This is a genomic window from Mumia sp. zg.B21 (genome assembly GCF_019550855.1).
Lineage (GTDB): Bacteria > Actinomycetota > Actinomycetes > Propionibacteriales > Nocardioidaceae > Mumia.
This window is the reverse complement of the sequence record NZ_JAHWCJ010000001.1, coordinates 1-17008: the sequence shown is the minus strand read 5'-3', so window position 1 is coordinate 17008 and position 17008 is coordinate 1. Positions and strand designations below refer to the sequence as shown.

The window sequence follows — 17008 nt, the reverse complement described above, 5'->3', positions numbered from 1 at the left end:
TCGTCACATCGCCCGGGTGGACCGGCAGGAATGATCGACCCTGCCGGTGTCGTTGAGCTTGCTCGTGGACACCACCGCGATCGTCGAGCGTCTCGAGCGCCTGGAGGAGCTGCTGGCCGCGCTGCGCCGTGACCATGCGGCGATCGTGGCGGCCTCGGAGTCCTCCAACGCCGACGACGAGCACGACCCCGAGGGCTCGACGATCGCGTGGGAACGCGAGCAGATGTCCGCGCTGATTGCTCGTCACGAGGCCGAGCGTGAGCAGCTCACCGCCGCACTCGGTCGTGCCGCCGCCGGAACCTACGGGGTGTGCGAGCGCTGCGGGCGACCGATCCCGGCCGAACGGCTCGCCGTACGACCGGCCGCACGCACGTGCGTCGGGTGCGCCTGACTCAGCCGGCGCGGTGGGCGGCGACGCGGCTGCCTAGGAACGCCGTGTAGGCGACCAGCCCGACGGTGGCGAGCTTGCGGGTGCGGCGCGAGAGCAGTCCGAGCCCGAGCGCCACCTCGGTGGCTCCGTTGCGCTTGATCCACTCGCCGGTGTTCTCCGGGAACGCCGCCTCGTTGATCGACGCGAAGGTCTGCGGGGTGACGAAGTGGGCGGCGCCGGTGGCGGCGATCAGCGTTCCGGCGAGCGGGGCGAGCTTGGACATGCTTCTCCTCGAGTAGGGGTCGACGTGACCGTACCGACGACCCGTACGGGTGACAAGGCTGTGCCTCGGTCCCGTGGCTTGACCTCCAGTGAACTTGAGGTGTGACGATCTCGCTCATGCCTGCCTCCGTCCGCTCGGACACTCCCTCGAGCCTGTGGGATCCCCGCTGCCTGCCGTTCGTCGTCGGAGCGCTCGCGCTCGTCACTCTCGGCGCGTTCGAGAACCGCGCGACGGTCGCGATCCTGCCCACCGTGGCCGGCCACCTCGACGGGATGGCGCTCTTCGGCGCGGCTGCCGCTGCACCACTGATCTCCTCGGTCGTCGCGACGGTCGCTGCGGGCCTCTGGTGCGATCGGCGCGGGCCGACTCCCGCGCTGGCGACCGGCCTGCTCGTCTTCACGTTCTCCCAGCTCGTGATGGGAGCCGCGCCGGGAATGACCGTGCTGCTCGTCGGACGTGTCGGCACGGGGGTGGCCGAGGCGCTCCTCGACGTCGCCCTCACCGTACTGGTCGCCCGCGTGCTCCCGAGGAGCCTTCGTCCGAAGATGTTCGCGGCCATGGCGACCGCGTGGATCGTCCCTTCGCTGATCGGGCCGTTGATCGCCGGGGTGCTCGCCGACCTGGTCGGATGGCGGTCCGTCTTCCTGGTCGCGATCGCCCTCACGGTGCCGGCCGCACTCGCCCTGCGGCCGTCCTTGCGGACACTTCGAGGTGCGGACGCCGCGGAGCCGTCGACGGCACCCCCGGACACGCGTCAGATCCTGGTCTCGGCTGCCGTGGTGTCCGCCGGTCTGGCTGCCCTGACGCTGGGCGGCCCGGGCCTCGAACACAGCGCACACAGCGGGTCGACGGCGATCGTCGGAGGTGTCGCCGTGGGCGCGGGACTCGCGCTGATCCTGATCGGCGCACGGCGCGTGCTCCCTCGTGGCACCGCCCGGTTCGCCGCCGGACTGCCCGCCATGGTCGCGAGCCAGGGCCTTCGGGCGGCGTCCTTCGCCGGCGCCGGCGCCTTCATCCCGCTCATGCTGACCTCAGTCCACGGGCTGGGACCGGCAGCCGCGGCGAGCAGCCTCACGATCACGGGGCTGTCGTGGGCCCTGGGCTCCCAGGTGAACGGCACGTCCGCGGTCCAGCGTCGGACGACCGTGACCGGACGCGTGCGGGCATCGTTCGCGCTCATCTGCCTTGGCATCCTCGGTCCGGCCATGGTCGCGATCGACCGGCTCCCCGTCTGGGCAGGGCTCGCACTGTGGGCTGCTGCCGGCATCGGCATGGGTGTCGGCTCCCCGACGCTCACGACCCATCTCCTCGCGCTCGCTCCGGAGGACGAGCAGGGCCGGCTCACGGCCGCGTCCATGCTCGCGGCGACGATCTCCCAGTCGATGCTGATCGCGGTCGCAGGGGCGGCGATCGCGATCGTGGGGACGCCCCTGCCCGGCGCGGTCCTGGCCGGGATCCTCGCCACTGCGGCCGCGCTCGCGCTGTGCGGCGCGGCGGCCGCCTCGCGGGTCGAGGCACGGCCGACCGCGTCGATCAGGTAGCCGACGTCTGCTGTGCCCGACGTCTGATGCGCCCGGGGTCAGATCTCGTCGTCGACCAGCGCGCCCTGCCACGAGCGGACGGCGACGACGATCCTCTCGACCGCGCTCGGGAGGTCCGCGACCGGCTCGAAGACCACACCTCCCCGAGGCTCGGGCGGCGTGACCTTGGCCCAGCCCGGACCGCCGATCAGGACGAGGACCGGCGACAGCGCCGACTCCTGGAGCGAGAGGAGGAGGCTGGGGTCGGGACGACGCATCGAGGCCCACACGAACGCGACCTTGGGCCGGGACCTGACCAGCTCGTCCACCATCGCCGGGAGAGGAACCCGTCCCCCGAGCGATCGGCTCGCCGTCCCCGCCTCGGCGAGCGCGGCCTCGAGGGCGGCGACCGGCAGCGAGTGCTGCTCCTCCTCAGCGCAGGCGAGAAGGACTTCTCCATCGGCCGACCCGCGAGTGCGCTGCTCGGCCCGGGCAGTCGCACCGTGCAGGGTCGTCATGACGATCTCGGTCGTCAGGTGCTCGCCGGCGATCCCGAACGCCGGGTCCCGCCAGCGCTCGCCCACCGCCTGGAGCAGTGGGACGAGGACCTCGTCCCACGCGCGCGCGACCCCGCGCTGGGTCACCGCGCGCGACACGTGCCGACGGATCGCCGCGGTGTCACCGCGGGCGGCCGCCGCCAGGAGGACCGACACGAGCTCGCCGCTGATCTGCTCCTGCGCCCGACCGAGGCCCATCGGAGACACGTGCGGGTCGGCGCGTACGGCCGCGACCGCGAGCTGGGGGGACATGCCGTCCGCGACCAGCCGCGCCACGACGGCCAGCCGGCCGACGTCCTCCTCGGAGTAGCGACGGTGCCCACCCGCGCTGCGGCCTGAGGGAGCAAGTCCGTAGCGGCGCTCCCACGTGCGCAGGGTCGCCGCCGGCACGCCGAGGCGTACGGCGACATCGCGCACGCTCATGCCTTCAGAGGGTGCCATCCGGTGCCTCTCTAGTCGGGCGGCGTCTGCGACAGAGTATAAACCTGCTCACGATTCGTCAGGCTTGAACTGGTTGAACGTGGACGCTTCGGAGGCCGATCGCTGGATCTACAGCGATTCTGACCAAGAAAATTGGTTCAGGGATTTGACAGGTGAACAACTTCGCGTGCTACGTTTTGGCTCCCGCCGAGAGCAAGGAGTCACCGTGAGGACGAACGAGCAGACCGTACGGGTCCGCCGTGGTCGCAGCATCACCACGGTGCTGTCCCTGCCGCGACACCGGTCCTTGCTCGCCCTGCAGGAGGAGCTCCTCCAGGGAATGACCGGAGTGGCATCCGCCGGCAGTGTCATCCGTGCGACGCATCGCGCCGCAGCACGGACGCACGCCGCCGATGACACCACCTGGATCGAGCAGGTTGGGCGGCTCTCTCGCGACGAGCTCGCCGCCGCCGCCGGCCTGATCGATGACGCGGCATGACCACGTCGCTGTCCCGCCCCTGGCTCCAGGGTCGCCTGACGATCGACCGTCTGATCGGGCGGTTCGCCGAGGCCGACCTCTCCCCCGCGCACGCCGCACGCAGCACGATCTCGGTGCGAACGATCAACAACGACTGGTTCGCACCCACCCCGACATGAGACATCCGGTCACCACGACCGCGCACGACTTGGCACCACATAAGACCAGCACGATTGAGGAGCAGTAGACATGAGCAGCAGTATCTCCCGCCTCCCGATGCCCCTGATGGACGAGTACGAGTGGCAGTTCCAGGGCGCATGCAACGGCGCCGACACGTCCATCTTCTTCAGCCCCGAGCACGAGCGTGGCAAGAAGCGCCACGACCGTGAGGCCAAGGCCAAGGCGTACTGCGCCGTCTGCCCGGTGGTCAACGAGTGCCTCAACCACGCACTGCGCGTCCGGGAGCCCTTCGGTGTGTGGGGCGGCCTCAACACCGGCGAGCGCAACGCCCTGGTCGAGACCGGCACCGAGCGCCGCGCCAGCTGATAACGTCCGACACATGGGGGTCTTCCGCAGCAAGGGCGTTCAGGACGAGGTGAAGGCCTCGACCTCAGGACAACCGCGCGATCCTGAGCACCGCGCCGTCACCGAGGTCGTCACCACCCTGACGAGCGGTGTCACCTGGCGGATCGACCCGGTCCCCCCGCAGGACGGGACCGACTCCGACTAAGAGCAGCACCCCGTACGAAGGGTCTCCGTCCATCCGGTCGGAGACTTTCGTACGTCCGGGGCCCCCGCCCCGCCCCGCCCCGCCCCGCCCCCTCACCCGCGATTCGGTGAGGAGATCGGGGTTTTCCGCCGAGGATTCCCGATTTCCTCACCGAATCGGGCCCGTCGAGCGTGGTCGGCGGCACGACAGTGAGCGTGCCGAGGTGGCGGGCCATGGATACCGTCGACTGTGATGGTTGCGCCGCACGCTCCCAGCCGCTCCGTCGGCCCGCTCGGCCTGACCTTCGTCGTCGTCGGCGGCGTGGTCGGATCCGGCATCCTGTTCGCCCCGCTGTTCGCTGCCCAGCAGGCCGGACCCGCTTCCATCATCGCGTGGCCGATCGCGAGCCTGATGCTGATCACGGTGGTGCTCGTCTTCGCCGAGGTCTCTGCCATGCTGCCGGTCGTCGGGGGCCTCGGGCTCCTTCCCACCTTCAGTCACGGACAAGGCGTCGGCATCGCGATCGGTTGGGTCGCTTGGGTGGGGTACGTGACCGCGGCGCCGATCGAGACCCAGGCGATGCTCGAGTACGCCAGCAACGAGGCGGCCTTCGACTGGCTCTTCGTCGCTGAGACCTCCTCGGGCGGCGAGAGTCCGCTCAGCCTCCCGGGCATCGCGGCCGCAGCCGTCGTCCTGGTGGCCTTCACGGCCCTCAACGCGTACGGGGTGGCGCTCTTCACCCGGGTCAACACCGCGCTGACCTGGGTGAAGCTGCTCATCCCGGTGGCCGTCACCGTTGCTCTCCTCACTCAGTTCTCGTCCGCGCCGATCCGCGAGACCGGCTTCGCTCCCGAGGGCGTGGCCGGAGTCCTCGGGGCCCTCACCACGGGTGGCGTCGTCTTTGCGTTCCTCGGCTTCCGACACGCGCTCGACCTCGCGGGCGAGGCACGGCGGCCGCAGCGGACCATCCCGGTAGCACTCGTAGGAGGCATCCTCATCTGCACCGCGCTCTTCACCGCCCTCCAGGTCGGCTTCGTCGGCGCGGTCGACCCAGGGGACCTCGATCGTGGCTGGGCCGGCCTCGATAGCGGTGGGGCGAACGGCCCGCTCGCCGCACTGCTCACCGGCCTCGGCATGGCCGTGCTCGCCAAGCTCGTCCTGGCCGACGCGGTGCTCGGGCCGTTCGGCGCAGGTCTGGTCTCCACGGCTTCCACCGGCCGGCTCGCAGTGGCGGTGGCACAGAACGGCCTCTTTCCACGGACCGTGTCGGTCTTCTCGCGTCACGGCGTCCCGCTGCGTGCGATGGTCCTCAACCTCGCGGCCGGGCTCCTGCTGCTGCTCGTCTTCCGTGACGGCTGGTCGGAGCTGCTCGCCTTCAACTCCGGCGCCATCGTGCTGTCGATGTCGCTCGGCCCGGTGACCGTCGTCGCGCTGCGTCGCCAGGTGCCTGACCGCGTACGGCCGTTCCGCCTCCGCGGGCTGCCCGTGCTCGCACGCGTCGCCTTCGTCGTGGTCAGCCTGATCGTCTACTGGACCGGGTGGGACACGATGATCAAGGTGACGATCCCGATCGCGGTCGGCATCGCCGTGCTGGCGTGGCGCATGGTCCGGGACCCCGAGCTGAGGCGAGCCCTGGCGCTGCGCTCGCTCGTGTGGCTCGGTCCCTACTACGTCGGGCTGCTGGCCCTGACCTTCGTCGGGAGGTTCGGCGGGGGCCGTGAGCTGCTGCCGTCCGGTGTCGACATGGTCGCCGTCGCCTTGTTCGCGCTGGCGTTCTTCGAGTGGGGCGTACGCTCGGCGCTGCCCGCCGCCGAGGCAGCCGCAGCGGTCGCCACCGTCCGCGAGGTCCGGACCGGAGACTCGGGGCGTGACGCGGCTGGTCTGCATGAATGACGCATGGGGGGCGGTGGGATCCGCGGGGACACATGACGCCGCGCTGCAGACAGCCTGAGAGAAAACACAGAGGCGCTCCCGGCCGGTGGCCGGGAGCGCCTCGTGGTGCGGGGACTGCATGTGGTGGAGCTGGCGGGAATCGAACCCGCGTCCTTCAGCGCAGAACCAGGACTTCTCCGAGCGCAGACTGCTATGTCGTTTTCTCAGCCCCGACGCTCGAGCAGACGCGTCGTCGACAGGCTCAGTCGCTGTTGATGTCCCCTGTCAGTCCCGCGACCGGACTAACAGAGCAAGCCTCCTAGCTGAGGCCGGTGACTGGGACGGAGGCGTTCCCAGGCCGACCCTTCACCTAGCTCGCCTCAGGCGGCGAGGGCGAAGTCAGTGCGCTTAGAATTGGCACTTATTGGTTTCCAAGGAACGTTTACGAGATGACCCTGGATTCTCGGCTCGCTTCTCCTGCTACGTACGACCAAAGTCGAAACCGATCAGCCCCGCTGTGATGTTGTCAACTGTGACGCCACGCGACCGGCTCTGAACCGCTCGCGCACGACCACGATACCTGGTCCAACCTTGCAGCGACGACCGGTATTCCACAGGTCACCTCAGGCGTCGAACAGCCGCAGGCCGTTGTGCCACAGGACGTCGCGCAGCCACGCGTCCCCCAGGTCGAGTCGTGCGAGCGCCTCCACCTGGTGCGCATAGGCGTACGGGATGTTCGGGAAGTCGGTCCCGAGCAGCACCTTGGGCTGGAGATCGCGCAACCGAGGCAGCAGGTCACGCGGGTACGGAGCGGTCTCCTCGGTGAAGTCGGTGAACACCATCGTCGTGTCGAGACGGACGTTGACGTAGCGCTCGGCCAGCCCGAGGAAGTCCTCGTACTCGGGGATCCCCATGTGGGCGACGATCATCGGCAGGGTGGGGTACGCGGCGAGGACCCGGCCGATCAGCTCAGGCCCGGTGTAGGTCCCAGGCGCCGGCCCGGATCCCGCGTGCACGACGACCGGCACCTGAGCATCGGCGATCGCGCCCCAGACCGGGTCGAGGTACGGGTCGGTCGGGTCGAAGTCGCCGACCTGCAGGTGGGTCTTGAAGATCTCGACGCCGTCGGTGATCGAGCGTCGGACGTACGACCCGGCCTCAGGCTCGGGATAGAACGTCGCGGACCGCAGCGCGTTGCCGAAGTTGTCGGCGAAGCCCGCGGCCCAGTCGTTCAGGAACTCGGAGATCCCCGGCTTGTGCGCGTACGGGAGAGCCGAGTAGCGGAGGACGCCCATCCGGCCGAGCTGCTCGACGCGCTCGTCGACGGGCTGGCGGTAGCGGATCGGCCACGGCCGGCCGGTCAGCGGTCCGACGGAGTCGAAGTAGGACCAGACCTTGTCCATCACCCGCGGCGGGAGGAAGTGCACGTGCACGTCGAAGAACCCCGGGATCCCCAGTGCCTCCGCCAGAGCAGGCAGGTTCTCGTCCCGCAGGTCTTCGCCGGCAGAGGCGATCCCCGCCAAGGTCATCCCGGCATGCCCTTCACCCGGCGCCCCACCTCGGCCTGCACCTCGCGCGTGGCCTGGCGCTCGGCGATCGCCTGGCGCTTGTCCCACGCCTTCTTGCCCCGTGCCACCGCGATCTCGACCTTGGCCCGCCCGGAGGAGAAGTAGAGCGAGAGGGGCACGAGCGTCACGCCCGGCGTCGACACGGCCTTCTCGATCTTCTCGATCTCACGGCGGTGCAGCAACAGCTTGCGCTTGCGGCGAGCGGTGTGGTTGGTCCAGGTGCCCTGGGCGTACTCGGGGATGTGCACCCCGTGGAGCCACACCTCGCCGCCCTCGATGTCCGCCCAGCCGTCGGTGAGGTTGGCCCGCCCCTCACGCAAGGACTTGACCTCGGTCCCGGACAAGACCATGCCCGCCTCGTACGTGGCGTCGAGGTGGTAGTCGTGCCGCGCCTTGCGGTTCTGCGCGATCAGCTTGATGCCGGTGTCCTTGGCCATCTGACCATTCTCCCAGCGTCGTCGACCAGTTTCACGGGAGGGAGGTGATCGATCCGCGTACCGGCCCGTGACGGCGTACCTTCGGACGGTGACGGACGCACCTCGGGACACACGCTGGGGCGCACTCGTGGTGTGCCTGACCGCCGGATTCATGACGTTGCTCGATGTCAGCATCGTCAACGTCGCGCTGCCGTCGATCCGCAGCGGGCTCGAGGCGTCGGACTCACAGATCCAGCTGATCGTCGCCGGCTACTCGCTCGCGTTCGGCATCGTGCTCGTCCCGGCGGGGCGGTTGGGTGACGCACTGAGCCGGAAGGTGGTCTTCTGCATCGGCCTGGTCGTCTTCACCACGTCGAGCGCGCTGGCGGGAGCGGCGTCCGATCCCGCGTGGTTGGCGGCGGCCCGGATCCTCCAGGGGGTCGGGGGCGGTCTGATCAACCCGCAGGTCTCGGGGTTCATCCAGACCATGTTCCGCGGCGACGAACGGGCCCGCGCGTTCGGACTGTTCGGTGCGACGGTCGGCATCTCGACCGCGGTCGGCCCTCTTCTCGGCGGCGCGCTCGTCACCCTCGGCGGCGCCGAGCACGGGTGGCGGTACGTGTTCTTCGTCAACGTCCCGGTCGGCATCGTGGCGTTGGTCCTCGCCCTGCGCTGGCTCCCCCGGTCCGAGCCCGGGCCACGGGAGTCGCTCGACCCGGTCGGTGTCCTCCTCTTCGGCGGAGCCACCTTCCTCGTGCTGCTGCCTTTGGTGGACGGGGCGCGGGGCGAGGCGCTCTCCTCGCGCCCGTGGTGGATCGTCGGCGTCGCCCTCGCGCTGCTCGTCGCGTTCGCCGCGTGGGAGCGCTGGTGGGCCCGCTCCGGCCGGGCGACGCTGGTCGACCTCTCGCTCGTACGGATCCGTTCGTACATGCTCGGTCTCGGGCTCGGCACCCTCTACTTCGCCGGCTTCACCTCGATCTTCCTGGTCCTCACCCTGTATCTGCAGAACGGCCTCGGCTACACCGCCTTCGAGGCCGGTCTCACCCAGATGCCGTTCGCGCTGGGCGCGGCGGTGGCGGCGTGGCTGGGTGGTCGGCTCGTCAACCAGTACGGCCGAGCGCTCGTGGTGAGCGGCCTCGTCCTCGTCATCGTCGGGCTGGTCGGCGTCGACCTGCTCGTCCCCCACCTCGACGACCGCGTCGGCCTGTGGCTGGCCCTGCCGCTGGTCGTCGCCGGCTTCGGCGGTGGGCTGGTGATCTCCCCCAACGTCACGATCACGTTGTCGGAGGTCGACGTCCGTCACGCCGGTGCCGGGGGCGGCATGCTCCAGACGGCGCAGCGCGTCGGCAGCGCGATCGGGGTCGCGCTGGTGCTCGCGCAGTTCTTCAGCCAGCTCGAGAGCACCGACGGCGACTACGTGGCGTCGATGACCCTCGCCCTGCGGACCACGGTGGCCTTCGTCGTCGGCGCGCTGGTCCTCGGGCTCGTCGATCTGCTCACCGACCGTCGCCGGCGGCGCTGATCGAGAACCGCCCCCGCCGTCAGAGCCACTTCATGGGATTGGTGGTGTCACCGTCCAGCAGCACCATGAAGTGCAGGTGGCACCCGGTCGAGTAGCCCGTCGACCCGACATAGCCGATGACCTCTCCACGCTGGACGCGCTCGCCGGGCCGCGCCGAGAACCGCGACAGGTGGTTGTACGTCGTGGCGACGCTGTAGCCGCGGTTCTGACCGTGGGCGATGATCACGCGGTTGCCATAACCGGCGTTGAAGTAGCGGTCCACGACCCGCCCCGCGGCCGCCGCTCTCACAGGCGTCCCGCAGGCAGCGCCGAAGTCGGTCCCGTCGTGCAGCTTCCAGTAGTGCAGGACCGGGTGGAAGCGCATGCCGTACGAGGACGTGATGGGGGCGCTCACGGGGTACGAGAGGGGGTTGCCCGAGGACGAGCCGCCACCACCGCCGCCGCCACCGCCGCCACCGGAGTTGCCGGAGTTGCCGGACGCCGAGCCGCCGCCATTCCCACCACGGCCGGAGCCGTCGCGCTTCTTCTGTGCCTCCTTGCGCTGCCGCGCCCGCTCGCGCGCCTCCGCCCGGGCCAGTGCGGCGCGCTCCGCGGCAGCGATCGCCTTCAGCCTCCCCGAGATCGAGGAGCGTTCGGACTCCAGGGCGGCGAGCTGGGCGGCGTCAGAGGATCGGGCCTGCTGCGCGGTGGTCTGGGCGACCGCGTTGGCCCGGACGAGCTGGGCGACCTCGGCCTCCTGCTCGCGCGCATCCTTCTCGAGCCGCTGCTGCGTCGCGAGGTTCTCGGCTGCCTCCTCGCGCTTGACCTTGACCTCGTCGCGAAGCTTCTGGACCTTCTCGCGGTGCAGGTCGAGGACGATGCTGGTCGCCTCGAGCGTGTCAACCTTGGCGAGGCGGGCGTCGGTGACGGCCTGGTCGAGGCTGACCTGCTTGCCGTACGCCGCCGGATCGACGCCGTTGACCAGGGCAGAGAACGCCCGCAGGCTGGGCGACCCTCCCTGCAGGGACTCGACGGTCATCCGCTCGACCACACGGGAGGCCCGGCGCTGGCTCCGGCGTCCCCTCTTCGCGTCCTTCTTGGCGACGACCAGCTCGGCCTGCGCCTTGAGGAGCGCTGCCTGCATCGCGGCATCACGTGCCTGGGCCGCCGCGAGCTGGACCCGCGTGGTCGCCAGGGACGTCTGCGCCGACGACAGGCTCACCTGAGAGCTCTGCAGCGTCCGGGTCGCGGCGGCGAGCTGGGCGCTCGACTGGTCGAGCTCGGCCTGGGCTCCCGAGATCTCCGACTGGACCTGGTTGCGGCGGTTCTTGAGGTCGTCCTTGTCGTCACCCAGCGTCGGGCTCGCAGCCGCTCCGGTCAGCGCGATCAGCAGGCAGAGCACGAGGGCGGTGCGGACGCGCGTGCCGGCACGCCGGGGAATGACGAGTCGCACCACGGGCCTGCCTCTGGTCGGGGAAGTTCCGTGGGTGACGCTAGCCCGTCATTCGGGACCTTCCGCGCATTTCGACGCGCCCGGGCGTGCCGCAACCGTTGGTCGAGACCAACGACTCGGTTAGACCTTCAGGTAGCGGCGCGTCATCACGACCGTCGGCACCAGGGCCAGCAGCAGCGCCAGCACGGTCGTGTATCCCATGACCGTGAGCGCCTCCTCCCAGCGCACCCAGGTGGTGAGACCGGCGAGCCGGTCACGGAGGAACCCGTACACGACGAAGTGCATGAACGCCGCCAGGCCGGCGCACGCCAGCACGGCCGAGATCACCGCGGCGACCAGCGACTCCAGGAGGAAGGGCAGCTGGATGTGCCAGGACGACGCACCGACGAGGCGCATGATGCCGATCTCGCGACGACGGGCGTACGCGGTCATCCGGATCGTGTTGGAGACCTGGAGGACGGCGGCGACGATCAGGAGCAAGGACGTCCCGAGCGCGGCCCACCGGAGCTTGGAGAGCACCTCGAAGAGCGGGGCGAGGAGGTCGCGCATGCTGACCACCGAGTTGACGCCGTCCATGCCGCTGATCTGGCTCTGGACCCCTTCGAACTGGTTGGGGTTGCGCAGCGTCACCATGTAGGACGTGCCGAACGACTCCGGGCCCAGCGCCTCGAGCTGCTTGCGGTCCTCCTCGTTCTGGCCGAGCCACTCCTGCGCCTGCTCGTAGTTGCGCTCGGGGCTCCAGCGCTCGACGGAGCGCACCTCGGGGTTGCCGTCGAGCGCAGCCGCGACCGCCTGCTCCTGCTCCTCGGTCGCCCGCCCGCCGACGCACGTCTCCGCGGAGGAGTTCTGCGTGCAGAGGTTGACCTGGATCTGGAGCCGGTCGCCGAAGTACTTCTCCGTACGGTCGGCCTGCGCCTGCAGGAGGAGCCCCAGAGAGGCGAGGACCAGCGACACGCTCATCGTGACGACCAACGAGACCGTCATCGAGAAGTTGCGCCGCAGCCCTGTCGTGAGCTCGGAGAAGATGCTTCCCAGTGCCATCGGTCCTCGTCAGTTCTCGTAGTCGTAGGCGCCGCGCGACTGGTCACGGACCAGCACGCCACCGCTGAGCTCGATGACCCGCTTGCGCATCTGGTCCACGATCCCCGCGTCGTGCGTCGCCATCAGGACGGTGGTGTCGGTGCGGTTGATCCGGTCGAGCAGCTTCATGATGCCCACCGACGTGACCGGGTCCAGGTTGCCGGTCGGCTCGTCGGCGATCAGGATCATCGGTCGGTTCACGAACGCGCGCGCGATCGCGACGCGCTGCTGCTCACCGCCGGACAGCTCGTCGGGCATGCGCTCGCCCTTGCCCTCCAGGCCCACGAGCTCCAGGGTCTCCGGCACGACGCGCCGGATCTCCGAGCGGGGCTTGCCGATCACCTGGAGCGCGAACGCGACGTTCTCCGAGACCGTCTTGTTGGGCAGCAGGCGGAAGTCCTGGAAGACGGTGCCGAGCTGGCGCCGCAGCTTGGGGACCTTCCAGTTGGCGAGGCGGTTGATCTCCTTGCCGGCGACGTAGACGCGGCCGGTCGAGGGACGGGTCTCGCGAAGGATCATGCGGAGGAACGTCGACTTGCCCGAGCCCGACTGGCCGACGAGGAAGACGAACTCGCCCTTTTCGATCTCGAGGCTGATCTTCTCCAGGGCCGGTCGCGGCTGCCCCGGATAGGTCTTGCTGACATTCTCGAAGCGGATCACCGTGCGAGTGTACGCAAGGCTACGGAGTGCTTCCCTCAGCGCCACGCCGCCACCGGATACCGGCCTCGACGAACCCGTCGATCTCGCCGTCGAAGACCGCCTGGGTGTTGCCCGTCTCGTAGTCGGTCCGCAGATCCTTCACCATCTGGTACGGGTTGAGGACGTACGACCGCATCTGGTCGCCCCACGAGGCGTGGACGTCACCGCGCAGCTCGTCGAGGTGGGCGCGCTCCTCCGCCTTCTTGAGCGCGAGCAGCTTGGCCTTCAGGATGACCATGGCGCTGGCCTTGTTCTGGAGCTGGCTCTTCTCGTTCTGGCAGCTCACGACCGTGCCGGTCGGGATGTGGGTCAGCCGGACGGCGGAGTCGGTCGTGTTCACGCTCTGGCCGCCGGGCCCCGACGAGCGATAGACGTCGACGCGGATCTCGTCCTCGGGGATGTCGATCTGGTCGGTCTGCTCGAGAACGGGGACGACCTCGACCGCGGCAAAGGACGTCTGACGTCGCCCCTGGTTGTCGAAGGGGCTGATCCGGACGAGCCGGTGCGTGCCCGACTCGACCGAGAGCGTCCCGTAGGCGTACGGCGCCTTGACAGCGAAGGTCGTGGACTTGAGGCCCGCCTCCTCTGCGTACGAGGTGTCGTAGACCTGGACGGTGTACTTGTGGCGCTCGGCCCAGCGGATGTACATCCGCTGCAGCATCTCGGCGAAGTCGGCGGCGTCGACGCCACCGGCGCCGGAGCGGATCGTGACGAGGGCGTCGCGGGCGTCGTACTCCCCCGACAGCAGAGTGCGGACCTCGAGCGCCTCGACAGCCTTCTCGATCCGCTCGAGCTCGACGTCGGCCTCGGAGAGGACGTCGGCGTCGTCAGCCTCGCGGCCGAGCTCGACGAGCACCCTCACGTCGTCGATGCGCTGCCGGAGGCTGATGACCCGCTCGGTCTCGGCCTGCAGGACCGACAGCCGCCCGGTGACCTCTTGGGCGTGCGCCTGGTCGTCCCACAGGTCGGGTGCGGACACCTTCTCCTGGAGCTCGGCGATCTCTGCCCTCATCGTGTCGAGGTCGAGAACGGCCTCGATCGACGTCATCGTCGCGTCGAGGGACTTGATTGCTGCGTCGAGATCTCGTCCTGCCACGACAACGAGCCTACCCGCCGGACCCTGGCCCGATGATCCGAGGGCGAGCGCGGCGGGCCCAAGCAGGGCTCAGCGTGTCAGCGCGACACAGCCTGCGCCCTTGCAGTCCTCGTACGCCTCGAGCCGCCGCTGGAGCTCCTGCACCACGGGATCGCTCGGCCGGAACAGGTTGAACCGCTCCCAGGCACCCGCGCGCGAGAGGCCGCGGTAGTACTCGTACGTGTGGCCGGCCTCGGCGCCGTCCTGCGTGTCGTAGCGGACCAGGAGGGTATCGGCGGACCGGACGGCGATGTACGACGGGATCGCCCCGGTCAGGCCCTCACCGTCGGGGTCGTCGGCCGTCTTGGGCGGCCGGGTGTGCTCGATGAACGCGTACCGCGACCCTGTGGCACGGGGATTGCGCAGGATCGACATCAGCGAGCGCCCGTCACGGACGGCCGACGGTTTGATCCCGGCGATCTGCTCCAACGTCGGCGCCACGTCGATGTTCTGCACGACCTGGTATCGAGGCCCACGGACGACGCCCGGGCCGGCGATCACGAGCGGGACACGGATGTCGGTGTCGTACGCGCTCGACTTGCCGGGGTTGAGCCGCCGGTGGCCGAGGTGGTAGCCGTTGTCGCTGGTGAAGACGATGTAGGTGTCAGGGCCGACCGTCCGCATGACGGCGCCCACGAGGTCGTCGACCGACTGGGCCATCCGGACGCGGTTGCGGTAGTGCTTCCGCATCTTCTTGACCTGCTTGCGGTTGAGCTTCTTGGTCTGGCCGAAGGACGGCCCGATCCGGCCGTCGGCGTAGCGCGGGCGTGAGGTCCCACGGCTGGCGTTGAAGCTGGGGTGCTTGCTGACGTCGATCCTGTCGCAGCGGACCGGACCGCAGTCGCCGTGGCGCAGGCGCGGGTTCTTCTTGGCCTTCTTGCCGGTACGGGGCAGGTCACGCGCCGCCGGCGGATACTTGGCATCACCCTTGCGCGCCGGATTGCCGTTGCGGTGGTGCACGCCCGTCGGGGCGATCTCGACGAAGAACGGCGCGTTCTGACGCTCGGCGCCCTGCAGGTGTCGCACCGCCATACGACGCAGGACGTCGGTCGAGTACTCGCTGTTCTTGGTGCCGAAGCGGCGATTGGTCAGGACCCGGTCGCCGGCGCGGTTGCGGGTCACCGAGGTCATCGTGTAGTTCCACATCGCGTACATGTTGGCGGTCAGCGCGTTGAACGTGTGCCAGCCCGGTGGCGGCGCGGTCCCGGGGGTGCCCGGATAGCGATTGATGTACTTGCCGAAGAACCCGGTGCGATAGCCGGCGTTCGGTCGGGTGATCGCGTAGGCGAACGTCTTGGTGTCGTTCTTGGCCTTCGCCCAGGCCGCATAGCCACCGACCGGGTTGGTCGGGTCACCGCCAGGCACGTTGTTGAAGACCTTCGAGTTGTGCGGGTACATCCCTGTCAGGAACGAAGCACGCGACGAGCAGCACAACGAGTCGACGACGAAGTGCCGCCTGAAGTCGGCGCCACGCGCCTGGAGCTTCTTGACGTTGGGCATGTACTTCACGAGCGAGGAGTCGAGGTCATCGGCGACGATCGCGACGACGTTCGGCCGGTAGCGCGCCGTCCCCGCAGGGACGGTCGTCCCGGCAGAGGACCCCACCGCGCCTCCGGCTGCGGCGGAGGCTTTTCCGGCGTCGGCCGAGACAGGGAGCGGGTTGTGGACGGCGGTGACGCCGACCACACCGGCGCCGACCACGACCGTCGCCGCAACCGCGGCGACGACCACACGCCTGACTGTGAAACGCACGCAGGATCCTCCTCGAGCAAAAGGGCGGAGGCACGAGTGTACGACGATGCCCGACCGCGTGCCCCCCGGTCGGCGTGTCGCCCCAGGTCAGGCCTTTTCGAGCGCCGCGATCCGTTCCTGGGCGTCCGTGGTGTGCTGCGGATCAGCCCCGAGCGCACGGTGGAACCACTCCAGAGCGTCCTGCGTACGGCCGGCTTCCGCGAGCGCATCCGCGTACGCGTAGCGAAGGCGAGCCAGCCACGTCGTGGGGCTCGAGTTGTGGAGCGGCTCCTGCTGCAGGAGGGCGATGGCCGCGTCGACCTGGCCCAGGTCACGACGCGCACCGGCGGCGACGATCGCGGCCTCGACCCGCACGTCGATGTCCGTGATCTTCTCGCGCGCATCGGCGATGACCCGTAGCGCCCGGTCAGGACGGCCAAGCGCACGCTCGGCGTCGGCGATGAGGGCGATGTGGTCGTAGCCACCCGTCATCCGCTTCGCGGCGCGCAGCTCCGCGAGGGCGTCGGCCCACCGGCCGGCCGCGTACGCCGTCTCGCCGGCAGCCTCGCGGATCACGCCGATCCGGGGCGCGAGCTCACGAGCAGCGCGTGCATGCTTGTAGGCCAGGTCAGGATCCTCGTCGATCAGGATGCCAGCGGCCACGAGGTGGGACGCGACCGAGTCTGCCTTGCCAGGGGTGAGCGACGTCAGGAGCCGACGGATGCTCTTGTCGAGCTGGTCGGGGTGGACGCCGTCCGGGATCGGTGGGCCTTCGACCCGGCGCGGAGCACTCTGCCGGTCGTCGTCACGGCGCGGACGCGAGCGGTCGCCGTCGCGAGGGGGACGTGAGCGGTCGTCGTCACGGCGCGGTCCGCGAGAGCCGCCGGCAGATCCGCCCGGCCGCCCACCCGAACGCTGGGGACCAGTGCCACGGCTCGACGGGCCACCCCGCCGGTCGCCCTGACCGCCGCCACGGCTCTGGTCGCTCCCCGGGCCGCCACGGCCCCGGCCGCTGCCACCCTGACCGCTTCCGCCCTGGCCGCCGCGGCCCTGACCGCTGCGCCCCTGGCCTCCTCGGTCCTGACCGCCCCGGTTGCCACGCTCGCTCATCGTGATTCCTTCCGCGCTGTCTGCGCTCAGTCTCGCTCATCTCTGCACCCGGGCGCGGGATCTCCGCGCTCCGGACGCACAAATGGGTCGTGGGGGGGGGGGGGGG

At 69.9% G+C, this 17008-nt stretch carries 18 protein-coding genes and 1 other RNA gene; 8 read left to right on the top strand and 11 right to left on the bottom strand.

Annotated elements, in window-relative coordinates:
- Positions 1-64 precede the first annotated feature (64 nt).
- Positions 65-391, top strand: coding sequence for a TraR/DksA C4-type zinc finger protein (locus tag KV100_RS00095; RefSeq protein ID WP_301022589.1), 327 nt, complete (start codon positions 65-67; stop codon positions 389-391).
- Position 392: 1 nt separating this feature from the next.
- On the opposite strand, the gene KV100_RS00090 is transcribed toward KV100_RS00095, so the two are convergent.
- Positions 393-653, bottom strand: a complete 261-nt coding sequence (locus tag KV100_RS00090; RefSeq protein ID WP_220340887.1) for a hypothetical protein — start codon at positions 651-653, stop codon at positions 393-395.
- A gap of 116 nt (positions 654-769) precedes the next feature.
- Between KV100_RS00090 and KV100_RS00085 the strand changes: the two genes are divergently transcribed.
- A complete protein-coding gene (locus KV100_RS00085) occupies positions 770-2194 on the top strand; it encodes an MFS transporter (protein WP_220340886.1) in 1425 nt (474 codons plus the stop codon).
- A 38-nt stretch (positions 2195-2232) separates the two neighbouring features.
- Here KV100_RS00085 and KV100_RS00080 read toward each other — a convergent pair whose 3' ends face one another.
- Complete coding sequence (locus tag KV100_RS00080) at positions 2233-3153, bottom strand: MerR family transcriptional regulator (RefSeq protein ID WP_220340885.1); 921 nt, start codon at positions 3151-3153, stop codon at positions 2233-2235.
- 223 nt (positions 3154-3376) lie between these two features.
- Here KV100_RS00080 and KV100_RS00075 point away from each other — a divergent pair, with 223 nt between their 5' ends.
- The 5 genes from KV100_RS00075 (at position 3377) to KV100_RS00055 (ending at position 6230) form a co-directional block, all read left to right on the top strand.
- On the top strand, positions 3377-3649 hold the full coding sequence (locus tag KV100_RS00075) for a hypothetical protein (RefSeq protein WP_220340884.1): 273 nt from the start codon (positions 3377-3379) through the stop codon (positions 3647-3649).
- Complete coding sequence (locus tag KV100_RS00070; protein ID WP_220340883.1) at positions 3646-3807, top strand: hypothetical protein; 162 nt, start codon at positions 3646-3648, stop codon at positions 3805-3807. Before KV100_RS00075 ends, KV100_RS00070 begins: the two co-directional genes overlap by 4 nt.
- 70 nt (positions 3808-3877) lie before the next feature.
- Entirely contained in the window at positions 3878-4174 is a 297-nt protein-coding gene (locus tag KV100_RS00065) for a WhiB family transcriptional regulator (protein ID WP_220340882.1), read from the top strand.
- A 13-nt stretch (positions 4175-4187) separates the two neighbouring features.
- Positions 4188-4358 carry a hypothetical protein gene (locus KV100_RS00060; RefSeq protein ID WP_220340881.1) on the top strand — a complete coding sequence of 57 codons (171 nt, stop codon included), beginning with the start codon at positions 4188-4190 and terminating at the stop codon, positions 4356-4358.
- 231 nt (positions 4359-4589) lie between these two features.
- The gene (locus KV100_RS00055; RefSeq protein ID WP_220340880.1) at positions 4590-6230 is read left to right on the top strand and encodes an APC family permease; all 1641 of its coding nucleotides are present in this window, start codon (positions 4590-4592) and stop codon (positions 6228-6230) included.
- Positions 6231-6351: 121 nt separating this feature from the next.
- Here KV100_RS00055 and ssrA read toward each other — a convergent pair.
- From ssrA to smpB, 3 genes are all read right to left on the bottom strand, one after another.
- Positions 6352-6723: a transfer-messenger RNA gene (gene ssrA, locus KV100_RS00050) on the bottom strand.
- Positions 6724-6832: 109 nt separating this feature from the next.
- Positions 6833-7738 carry an amidohydrolase family protein gene (locus KV100_RS00045; protein WP_220340879.1) on the bottom strand — a complete coding sequence of 302 codons (906 nt, stop codon included), beginning with the start codon at positions 7736-7738 and terminating at the stop codon, positions 6833-6835.
- Positions 7735-8214 (bottom strand): SsrA-binding protein SmpB, encoded by a 480-nt coding sequence (gene smpB / locus KV100_RS00040; RefSeq protein WP_220340878.1) that lies wholly within the window; start codon positions 8212-8214, stop codon positions 7735-7737. Before smpB ends, KV100_RS00045 begins: the two co-directional genes overlap by 4 nt.
- Positions 8215-8302: 88 nt before the next feature.
- On the opposite strand from smpB, the gene KV100_RS00035 reads away from it, so the two are divergent.
- Positions 8303-9715: an MFS transporter gene (locus KV100_RS00035; protein ID WP_220340877.1), complete on the top strand. Its 1413-nt coding sequence runs from the start codon at positions 8303-8305 to the stop codon at positions 9713-9715.
- A gap of 19 nt (positions 9716-9734) precedes the next feature.
- Here KV100_RS00035 and KV100_RS19960 read toward each other — a convergent pair whose 3' ends face one another.
- From KV100_RS19960 to KV100_RS00005, 6 genes are all read right to left on the bottom strand, one after another.
- Entirely contained in the window at positions 9735-11150 is a 1416-nt protein-coding gene (locus KV100_RS19960) for a M23 family metallopeptidase (RefSeq protein ID WP_220340876.1), read from the bottom strand.
- A 117-nt stretch (positions 11151-11267) separates the two neighbouring features.
- On the bottom strand, positions 11268-12188 hold the full coding sequence (gene ftsX / locus KV100_RS00025) for a permease-like cell division protein FtsX (protein WP_220340874.1): 921 nt from the start codon (positions 12186-12188) through the stop codon (positions 11268-11270).
- A 9-nt stretch (positions 12189-12197) separates the two neighbouring features.
- Complete coding sequence (gene ftsE, locus KV100_RS00020) at positions 12198-12887, bottom strand: cell division ATP-binding protein FtsE (RefSeq protein ID WP_220340873.1); 690 nt, start codon at positions 12885-12887, stop codon at positions 12198-12200.
- Between the two features lie 19 nt (positions 12888-12906).
- Positions 12907-14022, bottom strand: a complete 1116-nt coding sequence (gene prfB, locus KV100_RS00015; protein ID WP_220340871.1) for a peptide chain release factor 2 — start codon at positions 14020-14022, stop codon at positions 12907-12909.
- Positions 14023-14091: 69 nt separating this feature from the next.
- Positions 14092-15813, bottom strand: coding sequence for a sulfatase-like hydrolase/transferase (locus KV100_RS00010; RefSeq protein WP_220340869.1), 1722 nt, complete (start codon positions 15811-15813; stop codon positions 14092-14094).
- A gap of 87 nt (positions 15814-15900) precedes the next feature.
- Entirely contained in the window at positions 15901-16902 is a 1002-nt protein-coding gene (locus KV100_RS00005; RefSeq protein WP_255561085.1) for a tetratricopeptide repeat protein, read from the bottom strand.
- Positions 16903-17008: the final 106 nt, after the last annotated feature.